This is a genomic window from Cryobacterium sp. TMT1-62 (assembly GCF_004403145.1).
GTDB lineage: Bacteria > Actinomycetota > Actinomycetes > Actinomycetales > Microbacteriaceae > Cryobacterium > Cryobacterium sandaracinum.
On the sequence record NZ_SOGZ01000012.1, the window covers coordinates 1 to 24883 of the forward strand.

General features: G+C 68.1%; 21 protein-coding genes and 1 riboswitch. Of the genes, 9 read left to right on the forward strand and 12 right to left on the reverse strand.

Annotated elements, in window-relative coordinates:
* Positions 1-340: 340 nt before the first annotated feature.
* The gene (locus E3T34_RS03085) at positions 341-727 is read left to right on the forward strand and encodes a hypothetical protein (protein WP_104099137.1); all 387 of its coding nucleotides are present in this window, start codon (positions 341-343) and stop codon (positions 725-727) included.
* 135 nt (positions 728-862) lie between these two features.
* Here the strand turns inward: E3T34_RS03085 and ppsA are convergent, their stop codons facing one another.
* Positions 863-3253 carry a phosphoenolpyruvate synthase gene (gene ppsA, locus E3T34_RS03090; RefSeq protein ID WP_134342158.1) on the reverse strand — a complete coding sequence of 797 codons (2391 nt, stop codon included), beginning with the start codon at positions 3251-3253 and terminating at the stop codon, positions 863-865.
* Between the two features lie 655 nt (positions 3254-3908).
* On the opposite strand from ppsA, the gene E3T34_RS03095 reads away from it, so the two are divergent.
* From E3T34_RS03095 to E3T34_RS03105, 4 genes are all read left to right on the forward strand, one after another.
* Positions 3909-4541 (forward strand): vWA domain-containing protein, encoded by a 633-nt coding sequence (locus E3T34_RS03095; protein ID WP_241977324.1) that lies wholly within the window; start codon positions 3909-3911, stop codon positions 4539-4541.
* Between the two features lie 296 nt (positions 4542-4837).
* Entirely contained in the window at positions 4838-5185 is a 348-nt protein-coding gene (locus tag E3T34_RS16110; RefSeq protein WP_198412256.1) for a hypothetical protein, read from the forward strand.
* 35 nt (positions 5186-5220) lie between these two features.
* Positions 5221-5640 carry an ice-binding family protein gene (locus E3T34_RS16115; protein ID WP_198411433.1) on the forward strand — a complete coding sequence of 140 codons (420 nt, stop codon included), beginning with the start codon at positions 5221-5223 and terminating at the stop codon, positions 5638-5640.
* Between the two features lie 872 nt (positions 5641-6512).
* A riboswitch (cyclic di-GMP riboswitch) is annotated at positions 6513-6586 on the reverse strand.
* A 272-nt stretch (positions 6587-6858) separates the two neighbouring features.
* Positions 6859-7296, forward strand: coding sequence for a phosphohydrolase (locus tag E3T34_RS03105; protein ID WP_134342162.1), 438 nt, complete (start codon positions 6859-6861; stop codon positions 7294-7296).
* 207 nt (positions 7297-7503) lie between these two features.
* Here E3T34_RS03105 and E3T34_RS03110 read toward each other — a convergent pair whose 3' ends face one another.
* Complete coding sequence (locus tag E3T34_RS03110; RefSeq protein WP_134342163.1) at positions 7504-9465, reverse strand: hypothetical protein; 1962 nt, start codon at positions 9463-9465, stop codon at positions 7504-7506.
* A 170-nt stretch (positions 9466-9635) separates the two neighbouring features.
* Entirely contained in the window at positions 9636-10427 is a 792-nt protein-coding gene (locus tag E3T34_RS03115) for a nuclease-related domain-containing protein (RefSeq protein WP_166785825.1), read from the reverse strand.
* 116 nt (positions 10428-10543) lie between these two features.
* Here E3T34_RS03115 and E3T34_RS15700 point away from each other — a divergent pair, with 116 nt between their 5' ends.
* Complete coding sequence (locus tag E3T34_RS15700) at positions 10544-10714, forward strand: hypothetical protein (protein WP_166784810.1); 171 nt, start codon at positions 10544-10546, stop codon at positions 10712-10714.
* A gap of 28 nt (positions 10715-10742) precedes the next feature.
* Here E3T34_RS15700 and E3T34_RS03120 read toward each other — a convergent pair whose 3' ends face one another.
* A complete protein-coding gene (locus E3T34_RS03120; RefSeq protein WP_134342167.1) occupies positions 10743-11543 on the reverse strand; it encodes a nuclease-related domain-containing protein in 801 nt (266 codons plus the stop codon).
* Between the two features lie 138 nt (positions 11544-11681).
* Positions 11682-12539, reverse strand: coding sequence for an SDR family oxidoreductase (locus tag E3T34_RS03125; RefSeq protein WP_104099349.1), 858 nt, complete (start codon positions 12537-12539; stop codon positions 11682-11684).
* A 168-nt stretch (positions 12540-12707) separates the two neighbouring features.
* Between E3T34_RS03125 and E3T34_RS03130 the strand changes: the two genes are divergently transcribed.
* The gene (locus tag E3T34_RS03130) at positions 12708-13298 is read left to right on the forward strand and encodes a hypothetical protein (protein WP_134342168.1); all 591 of its coding nucleotides are present in this window, start codon (positions 12708-12710) and stop codon (positions 13296-13298) included.
* A gap of 295 nt (positions 13299-13593) precedes the next feature.
* On the opposite strand, the gene rraA is transcribed toward E3T34_RS03130, so the two are convergent.
* From rraA to E3T34_RS03165, 7 genes are all read right to left on the reverse strand, one after another.
* On the reverse strand, positions 13594-14058 hold the full coding sequence (gene rraA, locus E3T34_RS03135) for a ribonuclease E activity regulator RraA (RefSeq protein WP_134342169.1): 465 nt from the start codon (positions 14056-14058) through the stop codon (positions 13594-13596).
* Between the two features lie 99 nt (positions 14059-14157).
* Positions 14158-15267 carry an o-succinylbenzoate synthase gene (gene menC, locus E3T34_RS03140; protein WP_104099346.1) on the reverse strand — a complete coding sequence of 370 codons (1110 nt, stop codon included), beginning with the start codon at positions 15265-15267 and terminating at the stop codon, positions 14158-14160.
* A 183-nt stretch (positions 15268-15450) separates the two neighbouring features.
* The gene (locus E3T34_RS03145; RefSeq protein WP_134342170.1) at positions 15451-17721 is read right to left on the reverse strand and encodes an alpha-galactosidase; all 2271 of its coding nucleotides are present in this window, start codon (positions 17719-17721) and stop codon (positions 15451-15453) included.
* A gap of 13 nt (positions 17722-17734) precedes the next feature.
* The gene (locus tag E3T34_RS03150) at positions 17735-19066 is read right to left on the reverse strand and encodes an extracellular solute-binding protein (RefSeq protein ID WP_104099344.1); all 1332 of its coding nucleotides are present in this window, start codon (positions 19064-19066) and stop codon (positions 17735-17737) included.
* 57 nt (positions 19067-19123) lie between these two features.
* Complete coding sequence (locus tag E3T34_RS03155; protein WP_104099356.1) at positions 19124-19930, reverse strand: carbohydrate ABC transporter permease; 807 nt, start codon at positions 19928-19930, stop codon at positions 19124-19126.
* A 98-nt stretch (positions 19931-20028) separates the two neighbouring features.
* A complete protein-coding gene (locus E3T34_RS03160; protein WP_104099343.1) occupies positions 20029-20991 on the reverse strand; it encodes a carbohydrate ABC transporter permease in 963 nt (320 codons plus the stop codon).
* Complete coding sequence (locus E3T34_RS03165; RefSeq protein ID WP_134342171.1) at positions 20988-23024, reverse strand: beta-galactosidase; 2037 nt, start codon at positions 23022-23024, stop codon at positions 20988-20990. The genes E3T34_RS03160 and E3T34_RS03165 overlap by 4 nt, the downstream gene beginning before the upstream one ends.
* A 192-nt stretch (positions 23025-23216) precedes the next feature.
* On the opposite strand from E3T34_RS03165, the gene E3T34_RS03170 reads away from it, so the two are divergent.
* Both E3T34_RS03170 and E3T34_RS03175 read left to right on the forward strand, forming a co-directional pair.
* On the forward strand, positions 23217-24239 hold the full coding sequence (locus E3T34_RS03170; RefSeq protein WP_104099341.1) for a LacI family DNA-binding transcriptional regulator: 1023 nt from the start codon (positions 23217-23219) through the stop codon (positions 24237-24239).
* A 324-nt stretch (positions 24240-24563) separates the two neighbouring features.
* Positions 24564-24833, forward strand: a complete 270-nt coding sequence (locus tag E3T34_RS03175) for an acylphosphatase (RefSeq protein WP_134342172.1) — start codon at positions 24564-24566, stop codon at positions 24831-24833.
* Positions 24834-24883: the final 50 nt, after the last annotated feature.

Sequence of the window (24883 nt, forward strand, 5' to 3'; positions counted from 1 at the left end):
TAGCCGCTGGGCGGGCGGCGCGGCCGGGCGGGCGGCGCGGGCGGGCGGTGCGGGCCGTCTCCTCGGGCCGCGTTCCGATCACTCGGCGGTCCGTCTCGTCCGCGAACCGCCCAGCGTCGCCGTTTCTGCCCAATGACGCCGCTCTACCGGCGACGCTGGGCAGCAACGGCGACTCTCAGCGCAGCAGCGGGTCTCCGGTGCCGAAACCGACACGTGCGGTCGAGTGTCACGAGGGAGTGGCCCCGCCGACGCCAACACGCACCCCGCAGGCCCCGCCCGCCGCTCCCATTTGCCGCAGACACCTGCCGCGCTAGGCTGCCAGCGGAAAAAAGGAGACACGATGAGCAACACGGAAAGCGGCGACGGGGCCGAGCGGTACAACACCAACCAGAACGGGTCCGAGCAGAGCATGGTTCCCGTCGAACGGACCCCCGCGGAGGCCACCGACCGCCTCTCGCGGAAATTCGCGCAGGAATCGAGGCTGCGCATCCTTCGGAGCACGGCCGCCGTCGCCCGGTCCGAAGTCGACGCGCTGGCTGCCGTGCACCTCGACCCCGACACCCTCGAGGACCTGCTCGACACGGCCAGCCCGCGGGCGGCCGCACGATTGCGCACATCCGAGCACGAGATCAGCGTGCGCGTCGCCGACGCCCGTGAGAAGGCGGAAGCCGCCGAGGCCGCATACGAGCAGGCCGTGCTCGACGACTTCGACGAGGCCGAGCGCTAACCACACCGAACACGTCACACGAAGACGGATGCCGCGCACCGGCATCCGTCTTCTGCTGCCGCCTCTCCTGCGCGACAAAGCGCCCTCTGCCGCCGCGCCCCTCCGACGGCGTGTCCCTAGTCCGGCGCATCCCTCCTACGCCGTGTCGTGGTCCCGCTCCGCCTGCGCGATTCGGCCCACCGTTTTGAGGAAGCTGTCCGGGTTGAGCGAGATGGAGTCGATGCCCTCCTCCACCAGAAAGGCCGCGAAGTCGGGGTAGTTGCTCGGCGCCTGCCCGCAAATGCCGATCTTGATCCCGGCGGCGTGGGCCTTCTGAATGGCCTCGCGGATCATCTGCTTCACGGCGTCATCGCGTTCGTCGAAGAGGGCGGCGAGGTCCTCGGCGTCGCGGTCGACGCCCAGCACCAGCTGGGTAAGGTCGTTGGAGCCGATCGAGAAGCCGTCGAACCGGGTGGCGAAACGCTCCGCCAGGATCACATTGGCCGGAATCTCACACATCATGTAGATCTGTAGCCCGGACTCGCCGCGCACCAGCCCGTTCTCCGCCATCACCGCGAGCACACGGTCGGCCTCGGTCACGGTGCGGCAGAACGGCACCATCACGATCACGTTGTCGAAGCCGATCTTCTCCCGCACCTGCTTGATCGCCCGGCACTCGAGGGCGAAGCCCTCCCGGTAGCGCTCGTCATAGTAGCGGGAGGCGCCACGGAAGCCGAGCATCGGGTTCTCCTCCGAGTGCTCGAAGACCGACCCGCCGATCAGGTGCGCATATTCGTTGGTCTTGAAATCGCTCATCCGCACGATCACGGGGTCAGGATGATACGGCGCGGTCAGCTTCGCGATACCGAGTGCGAGCGTTTGCACGAAGTATTCCTTCGGGTCCATATATCCCCGGGTGAGCTCCTCGATCTGACGGATGGCGGCCCGGTCGGTGACCCGCTCCGGGTGAACGAGCGCCATCGGGTGGATCTTGATCAGGTTGTTGATGATGAATTCCATCCGGGCCAGCCCCACGCCGTCGGCAGGCAACCGCCACCACTCGAAGGCGGCGGCCGGGCTGGCGATATTGACCATGACCTTGGTGCGGGTTTTCGGCACGGTGCCAAGGTCGATCTCCTCGGTTTCGAAAGCCAGCTTGCCCTCGAAAACGTAGCCCTCGTCGCCTTCGGCGCAGGAGATCGTGATCATCTGGCCATCCGTGAGCGTGTCGGTTGCGATCCCGGTGCCGACGACGGCCGGCACGCCCAGCTCGCGGCTGACGATCGCGGCGTGGCTGGTGGGACCGCCGTGGTCGGTGACGATGCCGGCCGCGCGGGTCATGATCGGCACCCAGTCCGGATCGGTCATCTCGGTGACCAGGATGGCGCCGTCGACGAACTTCTCGATGTCGGCGGGGTCCTTGATCACGCAGGCCACGCCGCTCGCGATGCTGTCGCCGATCGCGACCCCGGTCACCAGCAGCGGCCCCGTCTCGGTCCGGGTGCTCACCGTGAACCGGGTGCCGCTCGCCTGCGAGTGCACGGTCTCCGGGCGCGCCTGCACCAAGAACAGTTCGCGGGTCAGGCCGTCTTTGGCCCATTCCATGTCCATCGGCCGGCCGTAGTGGTTCTCCACGATCACGGCCCAACGGCCCAGTTTCACGATCTCCGCGTCGGTCAGCACGAACGCCTGTCGCTCCCGATCGGGGGTGTCGATGGTGCGGGTGCGGGCGCTGCCGCCCTTGGCGTAGACCATCTTGCGGGCCTTCTCGCCGAGAGTTTTCTCAATGATGGGCGTGCAGTCGGGCTGGTCGAGCAGTGCCTTGAACACCAGGTATTTGTCGGGATTGACCGTGCCCTGCACCACCGTTTCGCCGAGCCCCCAGGCGGCGCTGATCACGGCCACGCCCGGAAAGCCGGTGTCGGTGTCGATGGAGAACATCACCCCGGAGCCGCCGACGTCGGCTCGGATCATCTGTTGCACGCCGATCGAGAGCGCCACCTCGAGGTGGTCGAATTTCTTGACCTCGCGGTAACTGATCGCCCGGTCGGTGAAGAGCGAGGCGTAGCAGCGGCGGCAGGCGTCGAGCAGATCGCGCTCGCCCGTCACGTTGAGGAACGTCTCCTGCTGACCGGCGAAGCTGGCGTCGGGCAGGTCTTCGGCGGTGGCGCTGCTGCGCACGGCCACGGGCAGGTTCGGATGCCCGGCCTTCTCCGACAGTTCCCGATACGAGGCACGGATGCCGTCGGCAATGTCCGCGGGAAACTCACCCCCCAGGAAAAGTTCGCGCAGGGCCTCGCCCGTGACGCGCAGCGAGGCGCGGCCGTCGTGGAACAGGTCGAGCTGGCGCCGCAGTGCCGGCTCGATCCCGTTCGCCGCGATGAACGCGCGATAGGCGTTCGCGGTCGTCGCGAATCCGTCGGGCACCTTCACGCCATCGTCGCTGAGGGCACGGACCATCTCGCCCAGCGACGCGTTCTTGCCGCCGACCTGCGAAATGTCACCCAGTCCGATCTCGTTGAACCACACCACACTGCTCTCGAGCATTGTTCTTCCACCCCTCTGTGAGTTCTGCGACCCGGTGATCTACGGCCCTGCGGCTCTACGGCCCTACGGCCGCGTGGCCGCGTGGCCGCGTGGCCGCGTGGCCGCGTGGCCGCGTGGCCGCGTGGCCGCGTGGCCGCGTGTCACGCGGATTGCGCCACGTGATGGCAACCTACTCCCCCCGAAAGTGTCTCCGGCTCGTTGAACCGCGCCCCGAACGAATTCGACGGAGATTTTGCCAAAATCCATCCCAAACACACCGGAAAGCCGAATTTTCGCCAGAATCTCCGTCGAATTGGTTCGACGTCGAGCATCCGTGCTTGCCAGGCTGGGCAGGCCTGCGGGCTCGCGGGAACGACAGTTCCGGTCGAGTTCGGCCCGCAGACCTGTCGCACTCGACCGAAGGTGTCGAGCTCGGCAGCGGATGGCCAGAGCCGCACCGCACCACCGCCGCACCACACCACTGCCGCACCGCACCACTGCCACACCGCCGCCGGCACCACCGCCGCACCACACCACTGCCGCACCGCACCACACCACCGCCGCACCGCACCGCCGCCGGCACCACCGCCGCACCGCCGCACCACCGCGGGCACTGTCAGTGGCTCCTGAGACTCTGAAGTACTCCCCACGAGGGAGCCTCAACCAGGAGGTACAGATGACTGATCCCAACTACACCGCTCTGCTTCTCGTGATCGACCGGAGCGGCTCGATGTCCGGCATCCGTGACGACATGGTCGGCGGCCTGACCGCGATGCTCGCCGCACAGGCCGCCGAGCCGGGCCTGCTCACCGTGGATATCGTGACCTTCGACGACGAAATCGAGCACACCCACACCCTCGCCGACCCGAGCGATATCACCGTCGAGCTCGACCCGCGCGGCATGACGGCGCTGCACGATGCGATCGGCATCGCCGTCACGGAGTTCGGCGAGATGCTGCGGGTGCTGCCCGAGCACGCGCGTCCCGGCACCGTGCAGGTCGTGGTCGTGACCGACGGCGGCGAGAACTCGAGCAGCGAATACTCCGCGGATGCCGTGCGCGCGCTGATCAACCGGCAGACCGAATCGTACAGCTGGGACTTCGTGTTCCTCGGCGCCAACCAGGACGCCGTGCTCACCGGGGCCGCACTCGGCTTCGACTCCGCCAGCTCCATGACCTTCGCTGCCGCGTCGGGTGAGGTCGCCGCGATGAGCGCGAACCTCGGTCGCTACGTGACGGATGTGCGCAAGAAGGAGAAGCGCGGCTTCACCTTTGAGGAGCGCATCGAAGCCGGAGGTGATGGCGTGTAGGCAACGACTGGGTGAAGTTCAGAAGGCCGGAACCCCTGTTGGCGGAGTGCGTGAAAACTGCCCCTAGTCTCGGATTCAGACAGATTCGATTCGTTGGAAGCGGTCCCGTGGGGCGTGCGATGGTGTGCGTGGAGGACGCCCGCTTGCCGTGGGACCGGGGGCTCTATTCGGGGTGAAGTCGGCCCTGATAGGCCCTGCCGGCGCGAAGAAACCCGACGTGTAGCGTCGGGGACCGCTCCCACAGTGGCCCTGTCCCAGACCCGCATCGTGCGGGACTGGCGACAGGTAGTACCACCATGTTCCACTTCTACGAATCATCCGTCGGCACTTCCCTAGCCCGCGCATCCACGGCCTGGAAGCGGGTTCTGGCACTGCTTGTCGTCGTCGCCGTGGTCGGCGTCGGCGGCACCGGACTGGGCGGAGCGGCCGTCGCCGGCTCACTCCCCCAGAGTCCGGTCGAGCTCGGCACGGCGGACTCCTTCGCGATCCTGTCGAAGACCGGCGTGACGAACGTCTACGCATCCGCAGTCAACGGCAACGTCGGGGCCAGCCCGATCACCGGCGACGCGGTGCTGCTGACCTGCCCTGAGGTCATGACTGGCACCATTTCACTGTCGACGCCGCCGGTCCGCCGTGCGCGGTGACGGACCCGAGCTTCCTGAGGACATCCGTCGGTGACATGGAAATCGCCTATTCAGACGCGGCGGGGCGCACGAACCCTGACTTCATCGACCTTGGTGCCGGCGAAATCGACGGTCTCACGCTCAAGCCCGACCTCCACAAGTGGAACACCGACGTGACCATCTCCAGTGATGTGCGCCTCACCGGCGGCCCGGACGACGTCTTCGTGTTCCAGATCGCCGGCAACATCGACCTGGCCTCGGCCAAGAACGTGACCCTGGTCGGCGGAGTGCAGGCCAAGAACGTGTACTGGCAGACCGCCGGTGCAGTTTCGCTCGGCACCACCGCGCACTTCGAGGGCACGATCCTGAGCAAGACCATGATCGCGATGAAGACCGGCGCGTCGATCACCGGCCGGTTGCTGGCCCAGACCGCCGTCACGTTGCAGAGCAACTCTGTGACGAAGCCGGCCCTGTAACCACCGGTCGGCCGTATTCGGGAACCGGTTCGGCGGCATCCGTCGTCGCCCGATTCTCGGGCACCAGTCCACAGCCGCCCGCGCGAGTGTGGCCAACTCAGGAGAAACCGCCACCGCGGCCGAAACTTTCCCGCGTTTCCGGGGCTGCCGGGCAGCATCCGCCCGCATCTCCTGAGTTAGCCACGAACGCACCGGCTCCGCTCACGACGGATGCCGATGGGCGGCTCACGGGCGGCGTCGGAACCCCGCGCGGGGTTTACTCCGCTGCGCTGGAGGCGCGCCACGGGCGCAGCGGCGCAGCACCCGCGCAGCAGCGCAGCAGCGCAGGTTGAACAGTCCGAGCACGAGCCTGGGCGCGGTGACCCGCCGGGTCAACGGCGGGGCCGCCACAACCTTCTCCAGCCTCGGCGATCGGAGCGGCGAAAAGGCCCGGTTGACCGGAAGAGGCCCGGTTGACCGGGAGGGGCCCGGCGTGCACGGAGGTGCTCGGCGGCGGGTTCTGTTACCGGTCCTTGATTCTGCATATGTGCGGTTCAGTGCCTGCGTCGGTGCAGTCCTTGAGAGTGGTGTTCCCGGGTGAGTCAGTCGTTCTCGGTTCGGCGAGCCGGGCTTCTCAGCGCGGGCCGTGCCAGGGTGTGAAACAAGCATGCGATCGGGAACCGAACCCGAATCGATTCCCGATCGCACTGCCAGATCAGGACGAGATCCCTAATCTCGCCCGGCTTCCACCGTTGCAGTCGTGCGCCTACCCAAGGGGACGACAAAACGGAGGTGTGTCCACCGCGCCACGAGACGACAGAGACGAGGCTGAACGGCCGCATCTGGTGTCGGCCTCGAGGGAGGTGAGGTTCATCTGGGGCGGTTCCTTTTCATTCGGTAGGCCGGCTGACCCGAGGGTTCCGTGCCTTTGCGACCCCGCCTCACGACGGGTGTGCCCTTGCGATTGACGTGAAGGTGACCGTCACTCCAGCGACCAGTCGGTCACCTGAAAGAAACCTATCAGCCAGGTTCGGCGCGCAACCGGCGAGGCTAAAACTTTCGCCGCTCGAGGGCCCCCCAAATCGAGGGGTGCGTCCGGCACAGACTCGGGGTGACGGATGCCGAAGCGCGCTTTCCCGGCGCCGAACTCCTAGCAACGGGCGAAGGCCCGGGCTAACGTTGCAGTCGTGGGCGGAGCCGCTCACACTGCTCTGTTGTAGTGCTAAGAGGGGGGTCTCCATGACGGTCACCACAGGCGGTACCTACGTCGCCGCGGCAAAAACAATCGCCACAACCGCACATCTGGGCCAGGTCGACAAGCTCGGCACCGCCTACATCGACCATCCCCGTCGCGTTTCCGAGCGCCTCAACGATCCCCTCGAGCAGGCCACCGCCTGGCTGCACGATGTGCTCGAAGACTCGAACATCACCCGCCACGACCTGCTCAAAGCGGGCATCCCGGGCGGTGTGGTCGAGGCCGTCACGGTGCTCACCAGAACGGATGCCGTCAGCGACGCCGACTACTACGCCGGCATTCGCGCCAACCCGATCGCTCTCGCCGTGAAGCGCGCCGACATCGCCGACAACCTGGAGCCCTGGCGGGTGGAACAGTTGGACGCGAGCGCGCAGAAGAGGCTCGCGGTGAAATACGGGTCGGCGCTGGCGGCGCTGGGTTAGGCCGGCTCGGGGCTCCCTGCTGCGGTCGAACCACGCTGCGGTCGACTCACGCTGCGGGTTGACCCCTGCTGCGGGTTGACCCGCGTCGGCCTCCGTGCCGTCATCCAACACCGTTTCCAGAGTGCCGGTGACGCAGTGACCCCAGTGCACCAGCGGGTGGGAATCCGTCCGGACGATGGGCTTGATGCAGTCCGTCCAGGTCGAGGCCTAGGCTTCCATGTCGTCGTGGGTGACGATGCGGCCCAGCTCGATGCCGCCATCCGGGAGCTGCCAGAAGTGCATTCGGCGCGCGGCGGGGGTGTTCTGCTCGATCGAGACGCGCATGCAGCGGGCGCCGTCCCAGCGCAGCAGGTGCGGGTCGGCCGGCCCTGCGCCCTGGCGCAGCGCGTGCAGGTGCCGCCCCTTGAGGGTCTTCACCCGGCCGGTGAGCACGTCGACGGATGCCTTGAACGCCTTGGCCAGCTGGCCGTCGTCGAGCCCGGCGAGAGATTCGGTGAACCGCTCCCCCAGCACGTAACTGTGCGGCAGCTTCCATTCCTCGCGGTCCGATTCCGGAACCCGGTCGACCCAGGCGAGGAGGATCTCATGCCGCACCCAGCCGGAGGGTTCCTCCCAGGCGGCTCGCCGCGACTCGTATTCGCTGACCGCGGAGTGGGTGGGGACGGTGCGGCGGGATTCGCGCAGCATCCGTCGTTGGGCCCGCTGGTCGTCGCGCAGCTCCGCGACCGTGTGGCGCAGGGTGGCGAGTTCGACGAGGGCATCGCGCAGTTGCAACTGTGCGGAGCGGGCCTGCTCGCGCAGTTTGGCGAGGTCGGAATCGGTGGCGCCGGCCTCGGAAAGCTGGTTCTCGAGACGCACGATGCGGGACTTCGCCTCGGCGAGGGACAGCTGGGTCGATTGCAGCGCGGAGTGTGGCGCGGGAATGGGCGTGGGCGTGACCCGGAACGGGGTGGCCCCCGTTGTAACCGGACGCAGGGCGTGCACGCGGCCCGGCCCCGGCGATGGGCGCGGGTGAAGGCGGTCCGATGTCGGGCCTGCTGTGATCAGGACCGTGACCCCGGAGACGCCGGCCGCATCGAAGACCCCGGCAGCACCGGAAACGCCGGAACCACCGGAAATGCCGATACGGGCGACCCCCGCGGCGCGGCGGGCCGATGCGGAGGCACCCACGAGCGCGGACTGGCTGTCGAGTTCGACCACTGCGGCGGCGCCTGCGTCTTCCTCGACCTGAGGCAGCAGCGGACGATTTTCCTGCAGCCAGGGAGGTCCATTCCGCACGGCACACAGCGACGGCAGAACGGTTTCGTCGTCGTCGACGTCGCTCAGGCACAGGTGCAGGGCACCGCTCGGCAGGTGGATGACCCGGGCCGCCACGACGTCACCCTCGGAGAGCAGGGCATCGACCTTGTCAAGCGAGTTGGCCGAGATATCGGCCCGGGTGATCGTGAGCGCCAGGTGCGGGTGCAGGGCCAGAACCGCCCGCTGCGCACTGACTTTCTGCACCAGAGCGAGCGTGATGCTGCCGTGCGGGTAGCGCTTCGCGATCGTGGCCACGGAGGGCGGCTTGATCTCGACATTGAGACGATGGGTGGGTGCGTCGAGCGCGCCCTGGATGCGCTGACCGGTCTGCAAAGTCCAGTCGAGGGGTACCGGCGGGTAGGTCAGCTCCTGCCAGACGGTGGCCATGCCGCCGCCGTCGAGTTCGACCAGGGCCCGGGAACCGCCCAGCATGAACCCCTTGACGGTGCCGTCCACGGTGATAACGGATGCCGGGGCGAGCGCGAAGAGGCCGGCCTGATGCGCGTGGGCGAGGGCATCCGTCACCAGCTGATCGGTGGCGTGTTGCGGGTCGCCGTGCGTGAACCGAAGCCGGGAACGGGCCAGGTCGGCGAACGCGTCGCCGACGGGGAAGGAACGGCCGGCGCTGCCGTAGACCTGGAACTGGGCCGGGAGCAGATCTCCGAGCTGGCGGGTGAGCTCGCCCGTCTCGATCAGGAAGACGCGCGCGACGTCGCCGATCTGGCCGGCGAGTTGGTCGATTCCGATTTCGGGCAGGCTCGTGCCGAACGGCGACGACACCACAACCCAAGGACGATCTCGGCCCGCATCGTGCAGACCGTTAGCGAGTTGTTGCACCGCGACGCTGGTCTCCACGCGAATGTACACCACTGACTCCCCTTCCAGCCTTCGTGAGAGGCTGTGTGACGAGGGTACGCCTGTCGCCTGTGAGAATGACCCCGAGCGTTAAGGTTCAGGGTGTAGGGAGCCCGATATCGTGTGTTTTCCGATGGTCTCACGGGGTCTGTCGCGGGGGTTGTCGCGGGGGTTGTCGCGGGGGTTCACGGGGACGCGAGTATCCCCACGATCAAGGTCATCGCCGAGTTCAGCACGATGAAGGCGGCCACCGCTGCCACCGCCAGCTCGAGCGGCAACAGCACCATGCGCTGCAGAGCGGCGGCGCGCACCTCGGAGTCGAGCCGAGAGAAGCTTTCGATCAGGCCCTCGCCGGAACCCAGCGGCACATCGATCCACATGTCGGGGTCGTCGAGCAGTTCAATGACGCGCAGACGATCCGCCGGGCCCAGCACGATCGGCAGGGACGTCAGCCACGGAACGAGCTCGGCGGCATCGAGAACCGTCACCGGCACCGGCGCTGACCGCACGTCGATGCTGCGCGCACCGACGAGGACGACCAGGGGAATCACGGGAATCGGGAGCGGACGGCGGTCTTCCAGCAGCGTCGTGACCCGTTCCGCCTCGAATTTCGCGTGACGCAGGTAGGGCACCGGCCGGCTGTCCACCAGAACGCTGCGTTCCTCCACGAGCACGCGCTGGCGGCGGTGCTGTTTGGTATTGATGGTGATGACGCCGCCGGGGCCCACCAGCACGTGGTCGATGTCCCAGCCGTGTCCGCCGATCGGCAGCGCGTGGAAGACCGCCCACTCCGGCGACAACGTCGCCAACTTTTCGCCGACCACGATCTCGCCCTGGGCGCCCAGGTACCAGCCCTCACAGTTCACGCCGAGCGGGGAACGCCCCAGAAACCGGGCCCACAGGGTTCGTGGAGGAGTGCCGCTCTGCTCGCGCAGCAGCTTTTCGATCATGAATTGGGCCGCGAAGCGCTGGCGCATTCTGGTACTTTCCAACGTCATCTTTTCTGATCCCCCACCGTCGATTGTAACGGCTCACCCCAACGGGTGGCACTCCCTTTGGGGACGGGCCCGAACCGGCCACCTACGATGGTCGGATGGTAAACAACATGAAGGTCGTGCAAACCCAGCTCGGGCTGCTCGAAACCCACATCAACACGATCAAAGAGGATGCCGCGACACCCCGCGGGGTGGAGGAGTCTCTGGTGGCTATCTGCACCGCGCTCGACGCGCTGACGGACGAGGTCCGCCGCCGCCTGCCCGAGTAGGCCCCCGCTTCGGGAGCGTCGTTCCGGCTCAGGCCGTCGCGAGCGCGGCTTCGATGAGCCGGAACACGACGTAACCGGCCGCGATGGCGCCCGCCGCGGCGAACAGGACCCACAGCATCCGTCGGATGCCGGCCGATCGCACCCGCGTATCGAGCGCCGTGAACCGCTCGCGCACATCATCGGTGGTGGTGTCGGGCAGCACGTGCCACACGTGCGGGCTGTCGAGAAGGTCCGCCACTTCCTGCACCTCACCGGCCGACAGCACGGGGTGGAGCCTGACCAGCCATCGGCGCAGTTCGTCCGCGTCGAGCACTTTGACCTGCTCGGGCTTCTGCTCGATGGTGAGCAGCCGAGGGTCTACGAACACGATCACGGGCTGCACGGGCGCGACCAGCGGCATCCGTTCTCGCACCAGGCTCGTGACGCGCTCGGCCTCGGATGCGGCGTTGTGCAAATACGGCACGGACTCGCCGTCGACCCGCAGCGTGTCCCGAGCGACACGGATGTCATTGCTCGGGTGGTGCTTCGTGGTGATCGTGAAGATTCCGCCGGGTCCGATCACGAGGTGGTCGATCTCGGCGGTCGCGGAGCCGACGGGCACGGCGCGCAACGCCGTCCACTCGGGTGGCAGCGTCGCCAGGATGGAGCCCACCACAATCTCTCCTTTGGCCCCGAGATACCAGGACATGCTGTCAGCGCCGTGCGGGGATAGACCGAAGAACCCCGCGAACCGCGACCGTCGGGGCACGCTCCCCTGAACCCGCAGCAGCTGCTCGGTGACTGACAGCGCCGCGAGGCTCTCCTGCATCGTGGCACTGTCCACCGTCATCGCAATCCCCTTTGCTGACTCGAATCTAGCGACTGGGGACGGGGAGCACGCAGTCCCCGAAGGGGGGTGTCGACGGCGTGGCGACTGGCGCACCGGGTTCGCCCGCGATGCCGGTGCCGATGCGGGTACCGGTGCGGCCTACGACCAGACGTCGCGGTGGTCTGTGGCGAACTGCCGGAAGGTGGTTGCCGGATCGCCCGAGAGCCGCCGGATCACCCGGTTCGGGCACGCGGAAACCCCCAGGCGCACCACCCGGTAGATCATCTTCTGCACGGCGATGAAGTCGGCCTCTGCGCCCTGCTCGGCCAACCGGGCGAGGTAGTCGTCGACGCTCGGCCGCGCATAAACGATGCGCCGCCCGAGCACCTCCGAGAGGATGTCCGCCACCTGGTAGTAATCCAGCGACTGCTCGCCCGACAGCGTGTAGGCCCTGCCGAGGTGCCCCGGCTCGGTGAACACCCGCGCGGCGACGCGCCCGATGTCACGGGCGTCGACGAATGCGGTGCGCGCCCTGGCCGCCGGAAGATAGATCTCGCCGCGCTCCCGGATGCCGTCACGGTACACGGTCGACAAATTCTGCATGAAGAAGTTCGGTCTCAAAAACGTGAAGGGGGCCCGCCAACGCCGCAGGTGCTTCTCCACGGCGTGGTGGGGAGTGGCCGGGTTGAACTGAACACCCTGCAGGGAGAGAAAGACGATCTGGCGGATGCCGTGCGCCAGCGCCGTGTCGATCACCGGGATCAGGGTGTCCGCCACGTTCGCGATCGCGGGCGGGCGCAGCAGGAACAGCCGGTCGACTCCGGCGAAGGCGCCGGCCCACCCGGTCGGGTCGGAGAAATCGAAGGCACGGGGTGTGCCGGCCGGCGGGTCCAGGGCGAATTCGGAGCCGGCCGGGTTCCGTACCGCGGAGATGACGCTCTCGCCGGTGGACGCGAGCGCCGCGGCCACGGCCCGGCCGACGGTTCCGGAGGCACCGGTGACGAGGATGCTGCCCATCAGATGCCCGTGGAGTCATCGCGAGCCGGGGTGGGAGAGGAGCCGGACATAAGTCACACCTTTCGTCGAATGCATTTAGTTTAGCCACTAAGGCAAATTGACACGGTGGAGGGCGCGGCGGCAGGAACGGTGGCATCCAAGCCGCCCGGAGTCCCCCAGACTGGGGGTGTGAATGCAATCAGGGTGCCCGGAATCCGACAGTCAACCTGGATCGCGGCTGCGGTGGCCGCCACGGTCGCCGTGGGTGCCGGTGCCGCCGGAATCGCGGCCGCCACGGGTCTCGGCGACGACGAGACCACCCTGACCGACACCGAGCTGGCGCGTGCGAGTCGCGCGGCCCTGACCGAGGTCGGGCCAGCCACGGTGACGGATGCCCAGCGCGGCCCCGCCGAGTCTCACGCGCTTTCCGAGTCCTACACGGTCGACACCCGACTTCCGAACGGCGTCGAGGTCGCGGTTCAGCTCGATGAGACCTTCACCGTCGTGTGGGTGAGCGCACCCAGCTGGAGCGGCGACGCGGCATCCGTGGCCGAACCCCGCGTGCTGACCGCTGCGGAACTCGCAAGCGTCGACCGCACGACTGCCGGCCAGGCGGCCCTGGCCGAGGTCGGCAGTGGCACCGTGACGGACTTCCGCCGCAGCAGAGCGCTCGACCACGCCTTCGAGGTGGAGGTCACCCTCGACGACGGCACGCAGCGCGTCGTCGAGCTCACCGAGCGCAGCCAGGTCGTGAGCGCCAACCGCCCGACGCCGCGCTGAGCCGAGCTGAGCCGAGCTGCGCCGAGGTCGCCGGCCGGGCGGCGCTGAGCCGAGCTGCGCCGAGGTCGCCGGCCCGGGCGGCGCTGCGCCGCCCGGCCCGTACGAATCGTTAGCTCGCAGATGGTGACAAGGCGACCGGTGACGAAGTACCGTTGCCGAGTAGGTCTGAAATTGCGTACGCAGAACGAACAACAATGACGTCGGCCCCCCGCACCAGCGGCTCCACCTGAGTGAGGTTCCTCGGGTGGCGCCGCGCGTCTTGCCCGGGCGCGTGCTGTGTCGCGTCCGCTGGGCGTCACCGCTCGACGAGGATCCCGTCTTCGTCGCAGTAGATCGTGCGGCCGGGGGTGAACGTCACGCCGGCGAACCGGGCGACGGCATCCGCGACTCCAGCGCCGGCCTTCGAGCTCTTGCGCGGGTTGCTGCCGAGGGCCTTCACGCCCAGCGGCATCCCTCCGATGGCCACCCGGTCGCGGATCGCACCGTTGATCACCACGCCGGCCCAGCCGTTCTGCACCGCGAGGTCGGCGATCATGTCGCCCATCAGCGCCGTGTTCAGCGAGCCGCCGCCGTCGATGACGAGCACCTCGCCGGCGGCGGGCGTCGACAGCACCGACTTGAGCAGGGCGTTGTCCTCGAAGCAGGTCACGGTGCGAATCGGGCCGCTGAACCGGGCGAGGCCACCCAGGTTCAGGAACTGGAGCGAAACGGATTGCAGGTCTTCCCCGCGCTGGTCGTACAGGTCGGCGGTCAACAGCATTGGTGTCCTCCAGGGGTCCGGTGCGGTGCGGGCTTTCTCCCTCAGGCTAGCTGCTCGCTCAGGCTCGCTGCGCTGCGGGACATCCGTCAGCCGTCAGGTCTAAAATCTGATGTCAGTGACGGATGCCGTGACGCCGGCCAGCACATCGGTCAGCACCTCCACGCCGATGCCCGGTCCCGTGGGAACGCGCAGGTGCCCGTTCTCGAGCACGAACGGCGCGGTCAGGTCCTGTTCGTAGTATCGGCTGGAGGCCGAGGTGTCCCCCGGCAGCACGAAGTTCGGCAGCCCGGCCAGGGCCACATTCGCCGCCCGGCCGATGCCGGTTTCAAGCATTCCGCCGCACCAGACGGGCACACCGTGCGCGGCCGCTACATCGTGGATGCGACGGGCCTCCAGGTAGCCGCCCACCCGCGCCGGCTTGACGTTGATGATGCTGCAGGCACCGAGGGTGATGGCAGTGGCCGCATCCCGGGCCGATTCGATCGACTCGTCGAGGCAGATGGGCGTTCTGATCCGTTTCGCCAGGTTGGCGTGGCCGAGCAGGTCGTCCTCCTTCAGCGGCTGCTCCACCAGGAGCAGGTCGAAGGGGTCGAGCCGGGCGAGGTGACGGGCATCCGCGAGGGTATATGCGGTGTTCGCGTCGACCTGCAGCAGCAGCTCCTCGCCAAAGCGCTCGCGCACGGCACGCACCGGCTCGAGGTCCCAGCCGGGCTCGATCTTGAGCTTGATCCGAAGGTAGCCCTCCTCCAGGTAGCCGGCCACGGCCTCGAGCAGCTCGTCGATCGAGTCCATGATGCCCACCGACACACCGGCCGGCACCGTGTCGCGCACGGCGCCGAGGTAGCCGCCGAACGAGATGTCGGCCTCCTTCAGCTGCGCGTCGAGGATGGCCGTTTCCAGCGCGGCCTTGGACATCGCGTGCCCCTTCACCGGCTCCACGGCCCCGGCGACGCGTTCGGCGGTGAGCCGGTCGCCGAGCGCCTGCAGCCTCGGGATCAGGTGGTCGCGAATGACGAGGTCGCTGCCGTCGAGGAACTCCGAGCTGTAGAGCGGACTCGTATCGGCGGCGCACTCGGCCCAGCCCTCGGCATCCGCGGTGGTCACCCGCACGATCGTGACCGCCCGCTCGGTCGACGTGCCGAACGAGGTGCGGAAGGGCCGCACGAGGGGAATGTGCACGCGCCGCAGTTCGATGTTCTCGATTTTCATGACAGTTCCTTCGGTGCGAGGGTGCCCCGCGGAGGCGGTCTCCCCGAGGCGAGTGCTTCGATGAGGGTACTGCCCGAGGCTGGTTTTTCGGTGCCGCAACCCGACCGCAACCGGGCGAAACCTGCCACGACCTGCACCGCCCACCTGCTCGGCCCGGGTGACGGATGCCTGGTCGGTGACTGCTCAGCGGCGGCCGTCGACCGCGTCGACGGTGAAGAGCGCGGCCTGCTCCGGGGCGAGCAGCGGCGCGGGCAGCCCGACGAGAGCGAGCACAGCCCCGGTCAGCGTCACTGAACCATCGGTACCAAAAGCACCGGCGGCACCGGACGAGCCTCGCTCCGCCAGCCAGGCCGGCGGGGCATCCTGGATCGTGCGCGGGGGCGCGCCGAGCGAAAGCGGTGCCACCCGGTAGAGCCGCTCGGGCGCGAGACCGGGGAACCGCATCCGCTCCGGCAGTGCCGCGCGCGGGGCGGCGAGCGCCACCTGGGCGAACAGGGCCGAGTTCTGGTCGGGCGAGACGACACCGTGCAGCTCGAGGGCCGGGTCGCTGGGGTCGGCCCGAACGACGACACCGGAGTGCAGCAGCGGCCGCAGCTGCTTGTAGCGGGCGATCCAGGTGGCGATCTGCACCCGCTCGGACTCGTTCGCGCGGGTCAGGTCCCACTCGATGCCGGCGCTGCCGAACAGGGCGGTCGCCAGCCGAAAACTGAGCTCGGAGGTGCGCCCGGTGGTGTGTGCGGTGGCCGCGCCGAGATGCCCGCCGAGGTACTCCGGCGGTAGGAGCACGCTCGAGTACCGCTGGATCTGCTGCCGCTCGAGCGGGTCGTTGGTGTCGCTGGTCCAGACCCGATCGACGCGCTCGAGAATTCCGAGATCGACCCGGGCTCCCCCCGACGCGCAGGACTCGATCTCGACGCCCGGGTGCTCGGCACGCACGGCATCGATAAGCCGGTACAGCGCCACCGTCTGCCGGTGGGCGGAGCCGGCCAGCAGGTCGCGATTGTGGTCCCACTTCAGGTAGGCGATGGGGTACTCGTTGAGCAGGGCGGTGAGGCGGGCGAACACCCAGCCGAAGGCATCCGGGTTGCCGAGGTCGAGCACGCGCTGGAACCGCCAGGTCAGCGCCGGCGACGAAACACCGACGGATGCCGAACCAATACCGGCCCCAGAACCACCGACACCAGCCGCGTCCACCCCGCCGAGCACCCACTCCGGGTGCGCGCGGGCGACGTCCGAGTCGGCGCTGACCATTTCGGGTTCGACCCAGAGACCGAAGTCCATGCCGGCCGCGTGCACATGCTCGATCAGCGGGTGCAATCCGCCGGGCCAGGTAACGGGGTCGACGAACCAGTCTCCGAGGGCCCGCCGGTCGTCCGAGCGGCCGGTGAACCAGCCGTCGTCGAGCACGAAGCGCTCCACCCCGACCACGGCCGCCGCGTCGGCCAGGCGGGCCAGGGTCGTCAGGTCATGGTCAAAGTACACGGCCTCCCAGGTGTTCAGCACGACCGGGCGGTGCCCGGTGATGGTCGACCAGGAACGGACCCACGGATGCAGCCGCGCCGAGAGCCCGTCCAGCCCGGCAGCCGAGTACACGGCCACCGTCCACGGGGTGGTGTGGCTCGCACCGGGGGCCACTCTCAGCTCGCCGGGAGCCAGCAGCTCGCCGCTGCCGAGCGCCGAGTAGCCCAGCGCGCTGTTCTCGGCCCAGACGTGTTTGTCGCCGCTCCAGGCCAAGTGGGTGGCCCATACCTCGCCGGTGCGGAAGCCGAACCCGGGCGTTCCGGCCGCCATCAGATAGGAGTCGTCGTGGCCGGGGCGGCCGTGACGGGACTCCCGGCTCCACACGCCGTGGCCGAGCGTACTGCGCTGCGGCCGACGCTCGTGGGTCCACAGCCCGGTGAAGTCAAGCAGTTCCCCGGCGCGGTCGGGCACCGGCAGGATGACGTCGAGCGAGCCAAGCTCGAAGGGTGCGGAGGCAGGGTCGTCACCGGTGTTGGTGAGGGTGTGGCGCAGTCGCAGCACACCCTCGACCGAGAGTTCGAGGTCGGTGCGCACGGTCACCCGGGCCGCGGCATCCGTCAGAAAGATCGTCAGGGCCTGTGTGCCGGGCAGCGTGCGGCCGGAGGCAGACGGCACGCCCGCCCGCACACCGCCCGACTGAACCTCGGTGAGGCGCAGATCGAGGGCCACGCCGCCGCGCCCACCGGGCCGGAACCCGCTCACGCCCGGACGCCCGCTCCAGCCTGCCGCGAGGGTGGGCAGTAGCGAGAGCCGCAGGGGCACGTCGATCGAACTCGGCGAGATGGCCGGCACGGATGCGTCGGCCAGCGTTTCCAGCAGTTCACCGTTCAGGTCACCCAGGTCGGCACCCCAGTGCACGATGACGGGCACGCCCGTGCCGCGGGCATCCAGCACAAGGCTGGTGCCCGCGGCACGGAGGTAGGGAATCGACACAGTGGAGCTGATGTTACTTGGTGACCGGGATCGACTGAGCCTCGAGAGCGTCGATCGTGCTCTGCTGGGCGCTCGTGAGAGCATCCGTCAGAGTTCCGCTACCGGTGACGGCACCCTTGAAGCCGTCGGAGGTGTCGTTGTAGACCTGTGTCATGGTCGGGCCCCAGATGAAGTCGGGCGAGACGTGATCGGATGCCTCGGCGAACACGTCGTAGATGGCCTGGCCGCCGTAGAACTCGACGCCTTCCTTGAGGGCCGGCAGTTCGAGGCCGCTCTTGGCGGCCGGGTACAGGTTGGCCGACTTGTTCAGCATCGTGAGCGCCTCGTCAGAGGTGTTCAGCCACAGCGCGAACTGGGCCGCCTCGTAGGGGTGCTCGGAGCCCTTGAAGACTGCGGTGGACGAGCCACCCCAGTTGCCGGCGGCGTTCTCGCCGGCAGCCCACTGCGGGGAGAGGGCGACGGACCAGTTGCCGGCGGTGTCCGGAGCGCCGCTGGCGATGGAGTTCGCACCCCAGGCTGCGGAGTTCCAGGTCCAGTTGGATCCGGTGTTGTAGGCGTTGTTCCACTCGTCGGTCCACGGCGGGTTGGTCGAGACGAGGTCGCGGTCGATCAGGTCCTGCCAGTAGTCGGCGACCTTGACCGACTCGGGGCTGGTCAGGTCGATGGTCCAGTTCTCGCCGTCGTTCTCGAACCAGCTTCCCCCGGCCTGCCAGACGAATCCGGCGAACTGGTTGATGTCACTCTGCGAGAAGTTGGTGATGTAGCCGCCGGTGGCGCGCACGGCTTCGGCGGCAACCGCGAATTCTTCCCAGGTGGTCGGGATCGCGATGTTGTTGGCGGCGAAGAGGTCGGCACGGTAGAACATCGCCATGGGCCCGGCGTCCTGCGGCACCGCGTAGGCTGCGTCTTCTTCACCGAAGTTGACCTGTCCCCAGGTCCAGTCCACGAAGTCGTCCTTGGCGTCGAGAACACCCTCACAGGCGGCGAGGTCCATCAGGCCGTCCTGCACGCGGAAGTTCGGGAGGGCGTCGTATTCGATCTGGCCGAGGTCGGGCGCGTTGCCGGCCTTGAGCTGGTTGAAGAAGTTCTGGTACGTGCCGCCGTTGCCGTTCGGGCCGGTCTGCACCTTTACCTGAACGTCGGGGTTCTCCTCATTCCAGACTGCGGCGACGTCTTCCATCCCGGGGATCCAGGTGGTGAACGTGAGGTCGACCTTGCCCTCGGAGGGTTCGCAGGCGGCGGCGTCGCCACCGCCGGACGTGCTCGAGCCCGACGCACAGCCGGTCAGAACGACCGTGGCTGCGGTGAGCAAGGCGACGGCGGCTGCTCTCTTCTTGATCTGCATTGTTCTTCTTTTCTCTTGGGGGTGGGGGTGGTGCAGCTAAGGGGCGGGTGAGGCCGGCTACTTCACCGAACCGGCGCTGAGGCCGTTTCGCCAGAAGCGCTGGAGCAGCAGGAAGATGATGATCAGCGGGATGATCGACAGCAGGGCGCCGATCAGAACGTAATCGCGCAGCACGGGGATCTGGTTGACCTGCGAGTTCCAGGCGTAGAGGCCGAGCGTGACCGGGAACAGGGTCTCGTCGCGCAGCATGATCAGCGGCAGGAAAAAGTTGTTCCAGATGGCGACGAACTGGAAGAGGAAGACGGTGACCAGGGCCGGCACCATCATCCGCACCGAGACCGTGAAGAAGGTGCGCAGTTCGCCGGCGCCGTCGAGGCGGGCGGCCTCGATCAGTTCGTCGGGAACGCTGGCCGACGCGTAGATGCGGGAGAGGTAGACCCCGAACGGGCTGACCAGGCTGGGCAGGAACACCGACCAGAACGTGTTGGTCAGGCTGATCTGGCTGAAGATCAGGAACAGCGGCAGAGCCAGCGCCGTGGCGGGTACGAGCACCCCGCCGAGCACGACGTTGAAGATCAGTTCGCGTCCCGGGAAGTTGTACTTGGCCAGTGCGTACCCGCACATTCCGGCGATGATCGTGCCCACGAGGGCACCGCCACCGGCGTACAGCGCGCTGTTGAGCATCCACTTGAGGTAGACGCCGTCGCGGTAGGCTACCAGGTTTCCGATGTTCTCGAACAGGGAGAAGTCGGCGAACCAGAGCGGGTTCGTGCTGTTGAACTGGGATCGGTTCTTCGAGGCCGCGACCAGCAGCCACCAGATCGGCACCAGGAAGTAGATCGTGAAGACGCCCATGACGACCATGGCGCTGATCCGGGCGAACGGGCTCTCGCGCTGGGCGCGCGGTGCCTTCGCCTCGGTTGAACGGATGCCGCGAGCCGGCTTGGCGGGGGTCAGGGTGCTCACTTGGCTTCCTTACGCTGCGTGAACTTCAGGAACGTGAAGGAGAGGATGAACGTGGCCAGGGCCAGCACAACGGAGAACGCGGCGGCCAGGTTGAAGTTCGGGATCGACGAGGTGGAGTACACCGTCAGGTTCGGGGTGAACGTGCTGGTCACGGCCGAGCTGAAGCTGCGGAAGACCTGCGGTTCGGCGAGCAGCTGCAGGGTGCCGATGATCGAGAAAATGGCGGTCAGGATGATCGCCGGCATGATCAGCGGAATCTTGACCGACCAGGCGATGCGCAGCTGGCCGGCGCCGTCGAGGCGGGCGGCCTCGTAGAGTTCGGTCGGGATCGCCAGCAGCGCGGAGTAGATGATGAGCATGTTATAGCCCACGAACACCCAGGTGACGACGTTGGCGATGGCCCAGAGCACGAGGTCGGCCGAGAGAAAGTTGATGTTCTCGGTGACGGCGCGAAACGGCGACAGATTGGGTGAGTAGAGGTAGCCCCACATGATCGCGGCGATGACGCCGGGGACCGCGTAGGGGACGAAGAACGCCAGCCGGAAGAATCTCTTGCCGCGCACGAGCGGCGAGTCCAGCAACAGGGCGAACAGCAGCGCGAGACCGAGCATGATCGGAACCTGCACGGCGCCGAAGGCGAGCACCCGGGTGATCGACTCCCAGAACGGCCCATTCTGGAACACCAGGATGTACTGGGTCAGTCCGCCGAAGACCTCGGTGGCCTGGCCGAAGGTGCCCTCGCGCTCGATCACGAGCAGTGACTGGTAGATCGCGTAGCCGATCGGGACGAGGTAGAACAGGGCGAACAGGGTACCGAACGGCAGCACGAACGCAAGGATCGCGCCCGTGTGCTGCACGCGAGGCTTCGCTCCGGGGGCCTTGGCTGGCTTGGCGGCGCGGGGTCTCTTTCGGGCAGCGCTGCCCGGGGCATCCGTCAGGGGAACGGCAGGTGCGCTCATGATGAGGGGTCCTCTCTAATCACGCGGACGGCTCCGGCCGGCACGCGCACGATTCGACCGACGGGTTCGTCGGTGACGAGCTCGTGGCCGGCGGCCGGAAGCTCGACGTCGCCCGAACCGTGGTTGATGATGAACAGATAGCTGTGGGTGGAGCTCACGCGGCGCACGACCTCGATGGCTCCGGTGCGCTCCGGGCCGACCGCGGTGACCCGAGCCTCCTGGGCGATCCTGCGCAGGACGTCCCGCAGGGCGCCGGCCTCCAGCGCGGTGGCGACGTACCAGGCGGTGCCGCCTCCGTGCCGGTTGCGGGTGATGGCGGGGATGCCGGGCAGCGGCCCGTCGATGTAGCTCGCGATCACCTCGGCGGTGTCGACGCGCAGGCGTTCGCTCCACAGGCTCGCGGCGGCGCCGGTGTCGAGAGCGAGAACGTGGCCGGGCAGCAGCGGAGAGAACTCCTCCACCGTGATGCCGAGGATCTCGCGGAACGCGCCGGGGTAACCGCCGGTGCGCACCCGGTCGTCTACGTCGACGATGCCGCTGAAGAAGGTGATCAGGGCGTGGCCGCCGGCGGCGACGTAGGCGTTGAGATTCTCGGCCTGCGCGTCCGAGACCAGGTAGAGGCACGGGACGACGACGAGGCGGTAGCCCGAGAGGTCGGCATCCGGGGAGACGATGTCGACCGTGACGCCGAGTTCGTGCAGGGCCGCGTAGGCGGCGTGCACCTGGTCGAGGTAGCGCACAGCGTGGGACGGACGGGATTCGCCGTCGCCTGCCCACCAGGATTCCCAGCTGAAGATGATCGCGGCATCCGCGACGACCCGGCTGCCGGTGACCTCGGCAAGACGATCCAGGGTTGCGCCCAGGGCCACGACCTCGCGCCAGAGCACGGTGTCGGTGCCGGCGTGGGGCACCAGGGCGGAGTGGAATTTCTCCGACCCCTGCGGGGAGGCGCGCCACTGGAAGAAGCAGACGCCGTCCGCACCGCGGGCGACGTGGGCGAGGGAGTTGCGGGTCATTTCGCCGGGCGCCTTGGCCAGGTTGTGCGGCTGCCAGTTGACGGCACCGGCGGCCTGTTCCATCAGGAGCCAGGGCTCACCCTGGGCGAGCCCGCGGGTGAGGTCCGCGGCGAAGGCGAGCTCGGTGGCCGGGTCGGCGAGGCGGTGGTCGAGGTAGTGGTCGTTGGCGACGATGTCCATGTCGCCGGCCCAGGACCAGTAGTCGAGGTTGCGGATGTGCGCGGTGACCATGAAGTTGGTGGTCACGGCCACGTTCGAGTGGCGGCGCAGCACCGCGCTCTCGCGCCGATAGTAGTCGAGCAGTTCGGCGGAGCTGAACCGGTGGAAGTCGAGCACCTGGCCGGGGTTGTGGCTGGACAGCGTGAGCCGCGGGGTGAGGATCTCGGCCCACTGGCCGTACCGCTGGCTCCAGAAGGAGGTACCCCAGGCTGCGTTGAGAGCATCGATGGTGCCGTAACGCGCCTGAAGCCAGAGACGGAACGCGGCGGCGGTGTCGTCGCAGTAACAGAGCGCGTTGTGGCAGCCCAATTCGTTGGACACGTGCCAGAGGGCGATGGCCGGGTGGTGGCCGTACCGCTCGGCGACCTTTTCGACCAGGGCCAGCGCGTGCTCACGGAACACGGCCGAGCTCGGGCACCAGGCCTGGCGACCGCCGGGGAAACGGGTCGTGCCGTCGTCGGCGACCGGAAGGATCTCGGGGTGAAGTGTGGTCAGCCACGGCGGCGGCGACGAGGTGCCGGTGCCGAGGTTGACCCGGATCCCGTTGGCGTGGAGCAGCTCGATGATCGTGTCGAGGGTGTCGAAGTCGTACTCGCCCGCACGCGGCTCGAGGTGCGACCAGCCGAAGATGTTGATGGCCACCAGGTCGACGCCGGCCTCGCGCATGAGGCGCACGTCCTCGGCCCAGGTCTCGGGACCCCACTGCTCCGGGTTGTAGTCACAGCCGTAGGCGATGCCCTCGTGCACGAACGGGTGGGCCGGGGCCGCACCGTTCGAAGTGGCTGCTCGCGAGTTCATGTGCTCCCTGACTGTGGCGTGCACTTCGTGGTGACGACACCGTGGTGACGACTCTGTGCTAACTGTTCTGTGAACGTGCACAGAGTCGGGAGAAAAACGCTCCGTTGGGTTTTCTGTGAACGTACACAGAGTATGTATCTCCCGGCGGTCGTGTCAAGCGCGGAGTGTGTGCGGGAGCGTTACAGTTATCGAATGGTGACAATCCCGTCTCGACGCAAACGCGCGACGATCCACGACGTCGCCGTGGAAGCCGGAGTCTCCCGCGGCACGGTCAGCCGGGTCGTGAACGACGAGCCCTACGTCTCGGCGTCGGCCCGCATCGCCATCGAGGCGGCCATCGAGAAGGTCGGCTATGTGCCGAACAACGCAGCCCGAAGCCTGGTCATGCAGCGCTCGGAGGCCGTCGGTTTCATCGTGCACGAGCCGCACTCCCTGTTCCTGGACGACCCCAACATCGGCGGAATCCTACTCGGCGCCAACACCGTGCTCTCCCGCGCCGACTACCAGATGGTCAGCCTGGTCATCGACTCCCAGCGCGACACCGAGCGCGTCGCCCGCTACCTCAGCGGCGGTTTCGTCGACGGGGTCGTCATCGTCTCCGCTCGCCAGGAAGACCCGATCACCCGGGTGATCGAGAAGCTGCGCCTTCCGGCCGCCTTTGTGGGACATCCGCCCGACCTGCGCCAGCTTCCCTTCGTGGGCATCGACAACCGGGCGTCGGCGCGCGCCATCACCGAACGCCTCATGCAGACCGGCCGCACGCGCATCGGCATGATTGCCGCCGCGCTCGACCGCGACTCCGGCGCCGACCGTCTGGCCGGCTTCACGGATGCCCTCGGCGACCGCTTCGACCCGGCTCTCGTGGCCCGCGTTCCGCTGTACACCTTCACCGACGGGGCCCTCGGCATGCGTGCGCTGCTTCAGCGTGACCCGCTGATCGACGGCGTGTTCGCCGCCTCCGACGCGGTCGCGGCCGGAGCCATGGAGGCTCTGCGCCATGCCGGGCGCACCATTCCCGGAGACGTCGGCATCGTCGGCTTCGACGACAGCTCCTGGGCGCTGCGCACCCAGCCGCACCTGTCCACCGTGCACCAGCCCGCCTTCGGCCTCGGTGAGCGGGCGGCCGAGTGCGTGCTGGGCCAGTTGCGCGGCGAGGAGCAGCCGGCCGAGGGCATCCTGCTCGAGACTCCGATCGTCTGGCGTGACTCCGCCTGAATCGGGGGTTGGCGGTGCAGGGCCATGGCGGCAGCATCTGGCTTCGGGCTGGCCGGAGCACTCCGGCTGCGCGTCTCCCCCACCGCGCGTGGCCAACCCCCACCCCGCGTGGCTAACCCCCACCCCGCGTGGCTAACCCCCACACCGCGTGGCTAACTCAGGAGAATGCTCGGGCCGGTTAGGGGCATCCGCGTGTTTCCGTGGGATTTTCGGTGCACGACGGATGCCCGCGCTGGATCTCCTGAGTTAGCCACAGCGCGGGTTGGTGAACGGGTCGGGTGAACGATGGATGCGGGCTCGCCTGCGGCGGGGCACACTGGAAGCATGGTTCGCAAGCAGGTTGTCGTGCGCGGGGTGGTGCAGGGAGTCGGGTTCCGCTACTACACCCAGACCGAGGCGCGCCGACTCGGGCTCGCGGGTCATGTGCGCAACCGCGGGGACGGTGCGGTGGAGGTCGAGCTGGAGGGCGACGCGGCAACCGTCTGGGTGATGCTCTCGTGGCTGCAGCACGGCCCGCCGTCGGCCCGGGTCGAGGCGGTCGAGGTCACCACGATTCCGCCGCTCGGCGAGACCGGGTTCCAGATCGGCTTCTGAGCGGAACGGCCGGCTGAGCGGCGGCATCCGGTTGATACCGAGGTCAGCGG

Bases quoted from the DNA above. Each gene is read 5' to 3' on its own strand.
- E3T34_RS03085 (WP_104099137.1), top strand. From the start codon at position 341: ATGAGCAACACGGAAAGCGGCGACGGGGCCGAGCGGTACAACACCAAC.
- ppsA (WP_134342158.1), bottom strand. From the start codon at position 3,253: ATGCTCGAGAGCAGTGTGGTGTGGTTCAACGAGATCGGACTGGGTGAC.
- E3T34_RS03095 (WP_241977324.1), top strand. From the start codon at position 3,909: ATGACTGATCCCAACTACACCGCTCTGCTTCTCGTGATCGACCGGAGC.
- E3T34_RS16110 (WP_198412256.1), top strand. From the start codon at position 4,838: ATGTTCCACTTCTACGAATCATCCGTCGGCACTTCCCTAGCCCGCGCA.
- E3T34_RS16115 (WP_198411433.1), top strand. From the start codon at position 5,221: ATGGAAATCGCCTATTCAGACGCGGCGGGGCGCACGAACCCTGACTTC.
- E3T34_RS03105 (WP_134342162.1), top strand. From the start codon at position 6,859: ATGACGGTCACCACAGGCGGTACCTACGTCGCCGCGGCAAAAACAATC.
- E3T34_RS03115 (WP_166785825.1), bottom strand. From the start codon at position 10,427: ATGCGCCAGCGCTTCGCGGCCCAATTCATGATCGAAAAGCTGCTGCGC.
- E3T34_RS15700 (WP_166784810.1), top strand. From the start codon at position 10,544: ATGGTAAACAACATGAAGGTCGTGCAAACCCAGCTCGGGCTGCTCGAA.
- E3T34_RS03120 (WP_134342167.1), bottom strand. From the start codon at position 11,543: ATGACGGTGGACAGTGCCACGATGCAGGAGAGCCTCGCGGCGCTGTCA.
- E3T34_RS03125 (WP_104099349.1), bottom strand. From the start codon at position 12,539: ATGGGCAGCATCCTCGTCACCGGTGCCTCCGGAACCGTCGGCCGGGCC.
- rraA (WP_134342169.1), bottom strand. From the start codon at position 14,058: ATGCTGTTGACCGCCGACCTGTACGACCAGCGCGGGGAAGACCTGCAA.
- menC (WP_104099346.1), bottom strand. From the start codon at position 15,267: ATGAAAATCGAGAACATCGAACTGCGGCGCGTGCACATTCCCCTCGTG.
- E3T34_RS03150 (WP_104099344.1), bottom strand. From the start codon at position 19,066: ATGCAGATCAAGAAGAGAGCAGCCGCCGTCGCCTTGCTCACCGCAGCC.
- E3T34_RS03155 (WP_104099356.1), bottom strand. From the start codon at position 19,930: ATGGTCGTCATGGGCGTCTTCACGATCTACTTCCTGGTGCCGATCTGG.
- E3T34_RS03160 (WP_104099343.1), bottom strand. From the start codon at position 20,991: ATGAGCGCACCTGCCGTTCCCCTGACGGATGCCCCGGGCAGCGCTGCC.
- E3T34_RS03165 (WP_134342171.1), bottom strand. From the start codon at position 23,024: ATGAACTCGCGAGCAGCCACTTCGAACGGTGCGGCCCCGGCCCACCCG.
- E3T34_RS03170 (WP_104099341.1), top strand. From the start codon at position 23,217: ATGGTGACAATCCCGTCTCGACGCAAACGCGCGACGATCCACGACGTC.
- E3T34_RS03175 (WP_134342172.1), top strand. From the start codon at position 24,564: ATGGTTCGCAAGCAGGTTGTCGTGCGCGGGGTGGTGCAGGGAGTCGGG.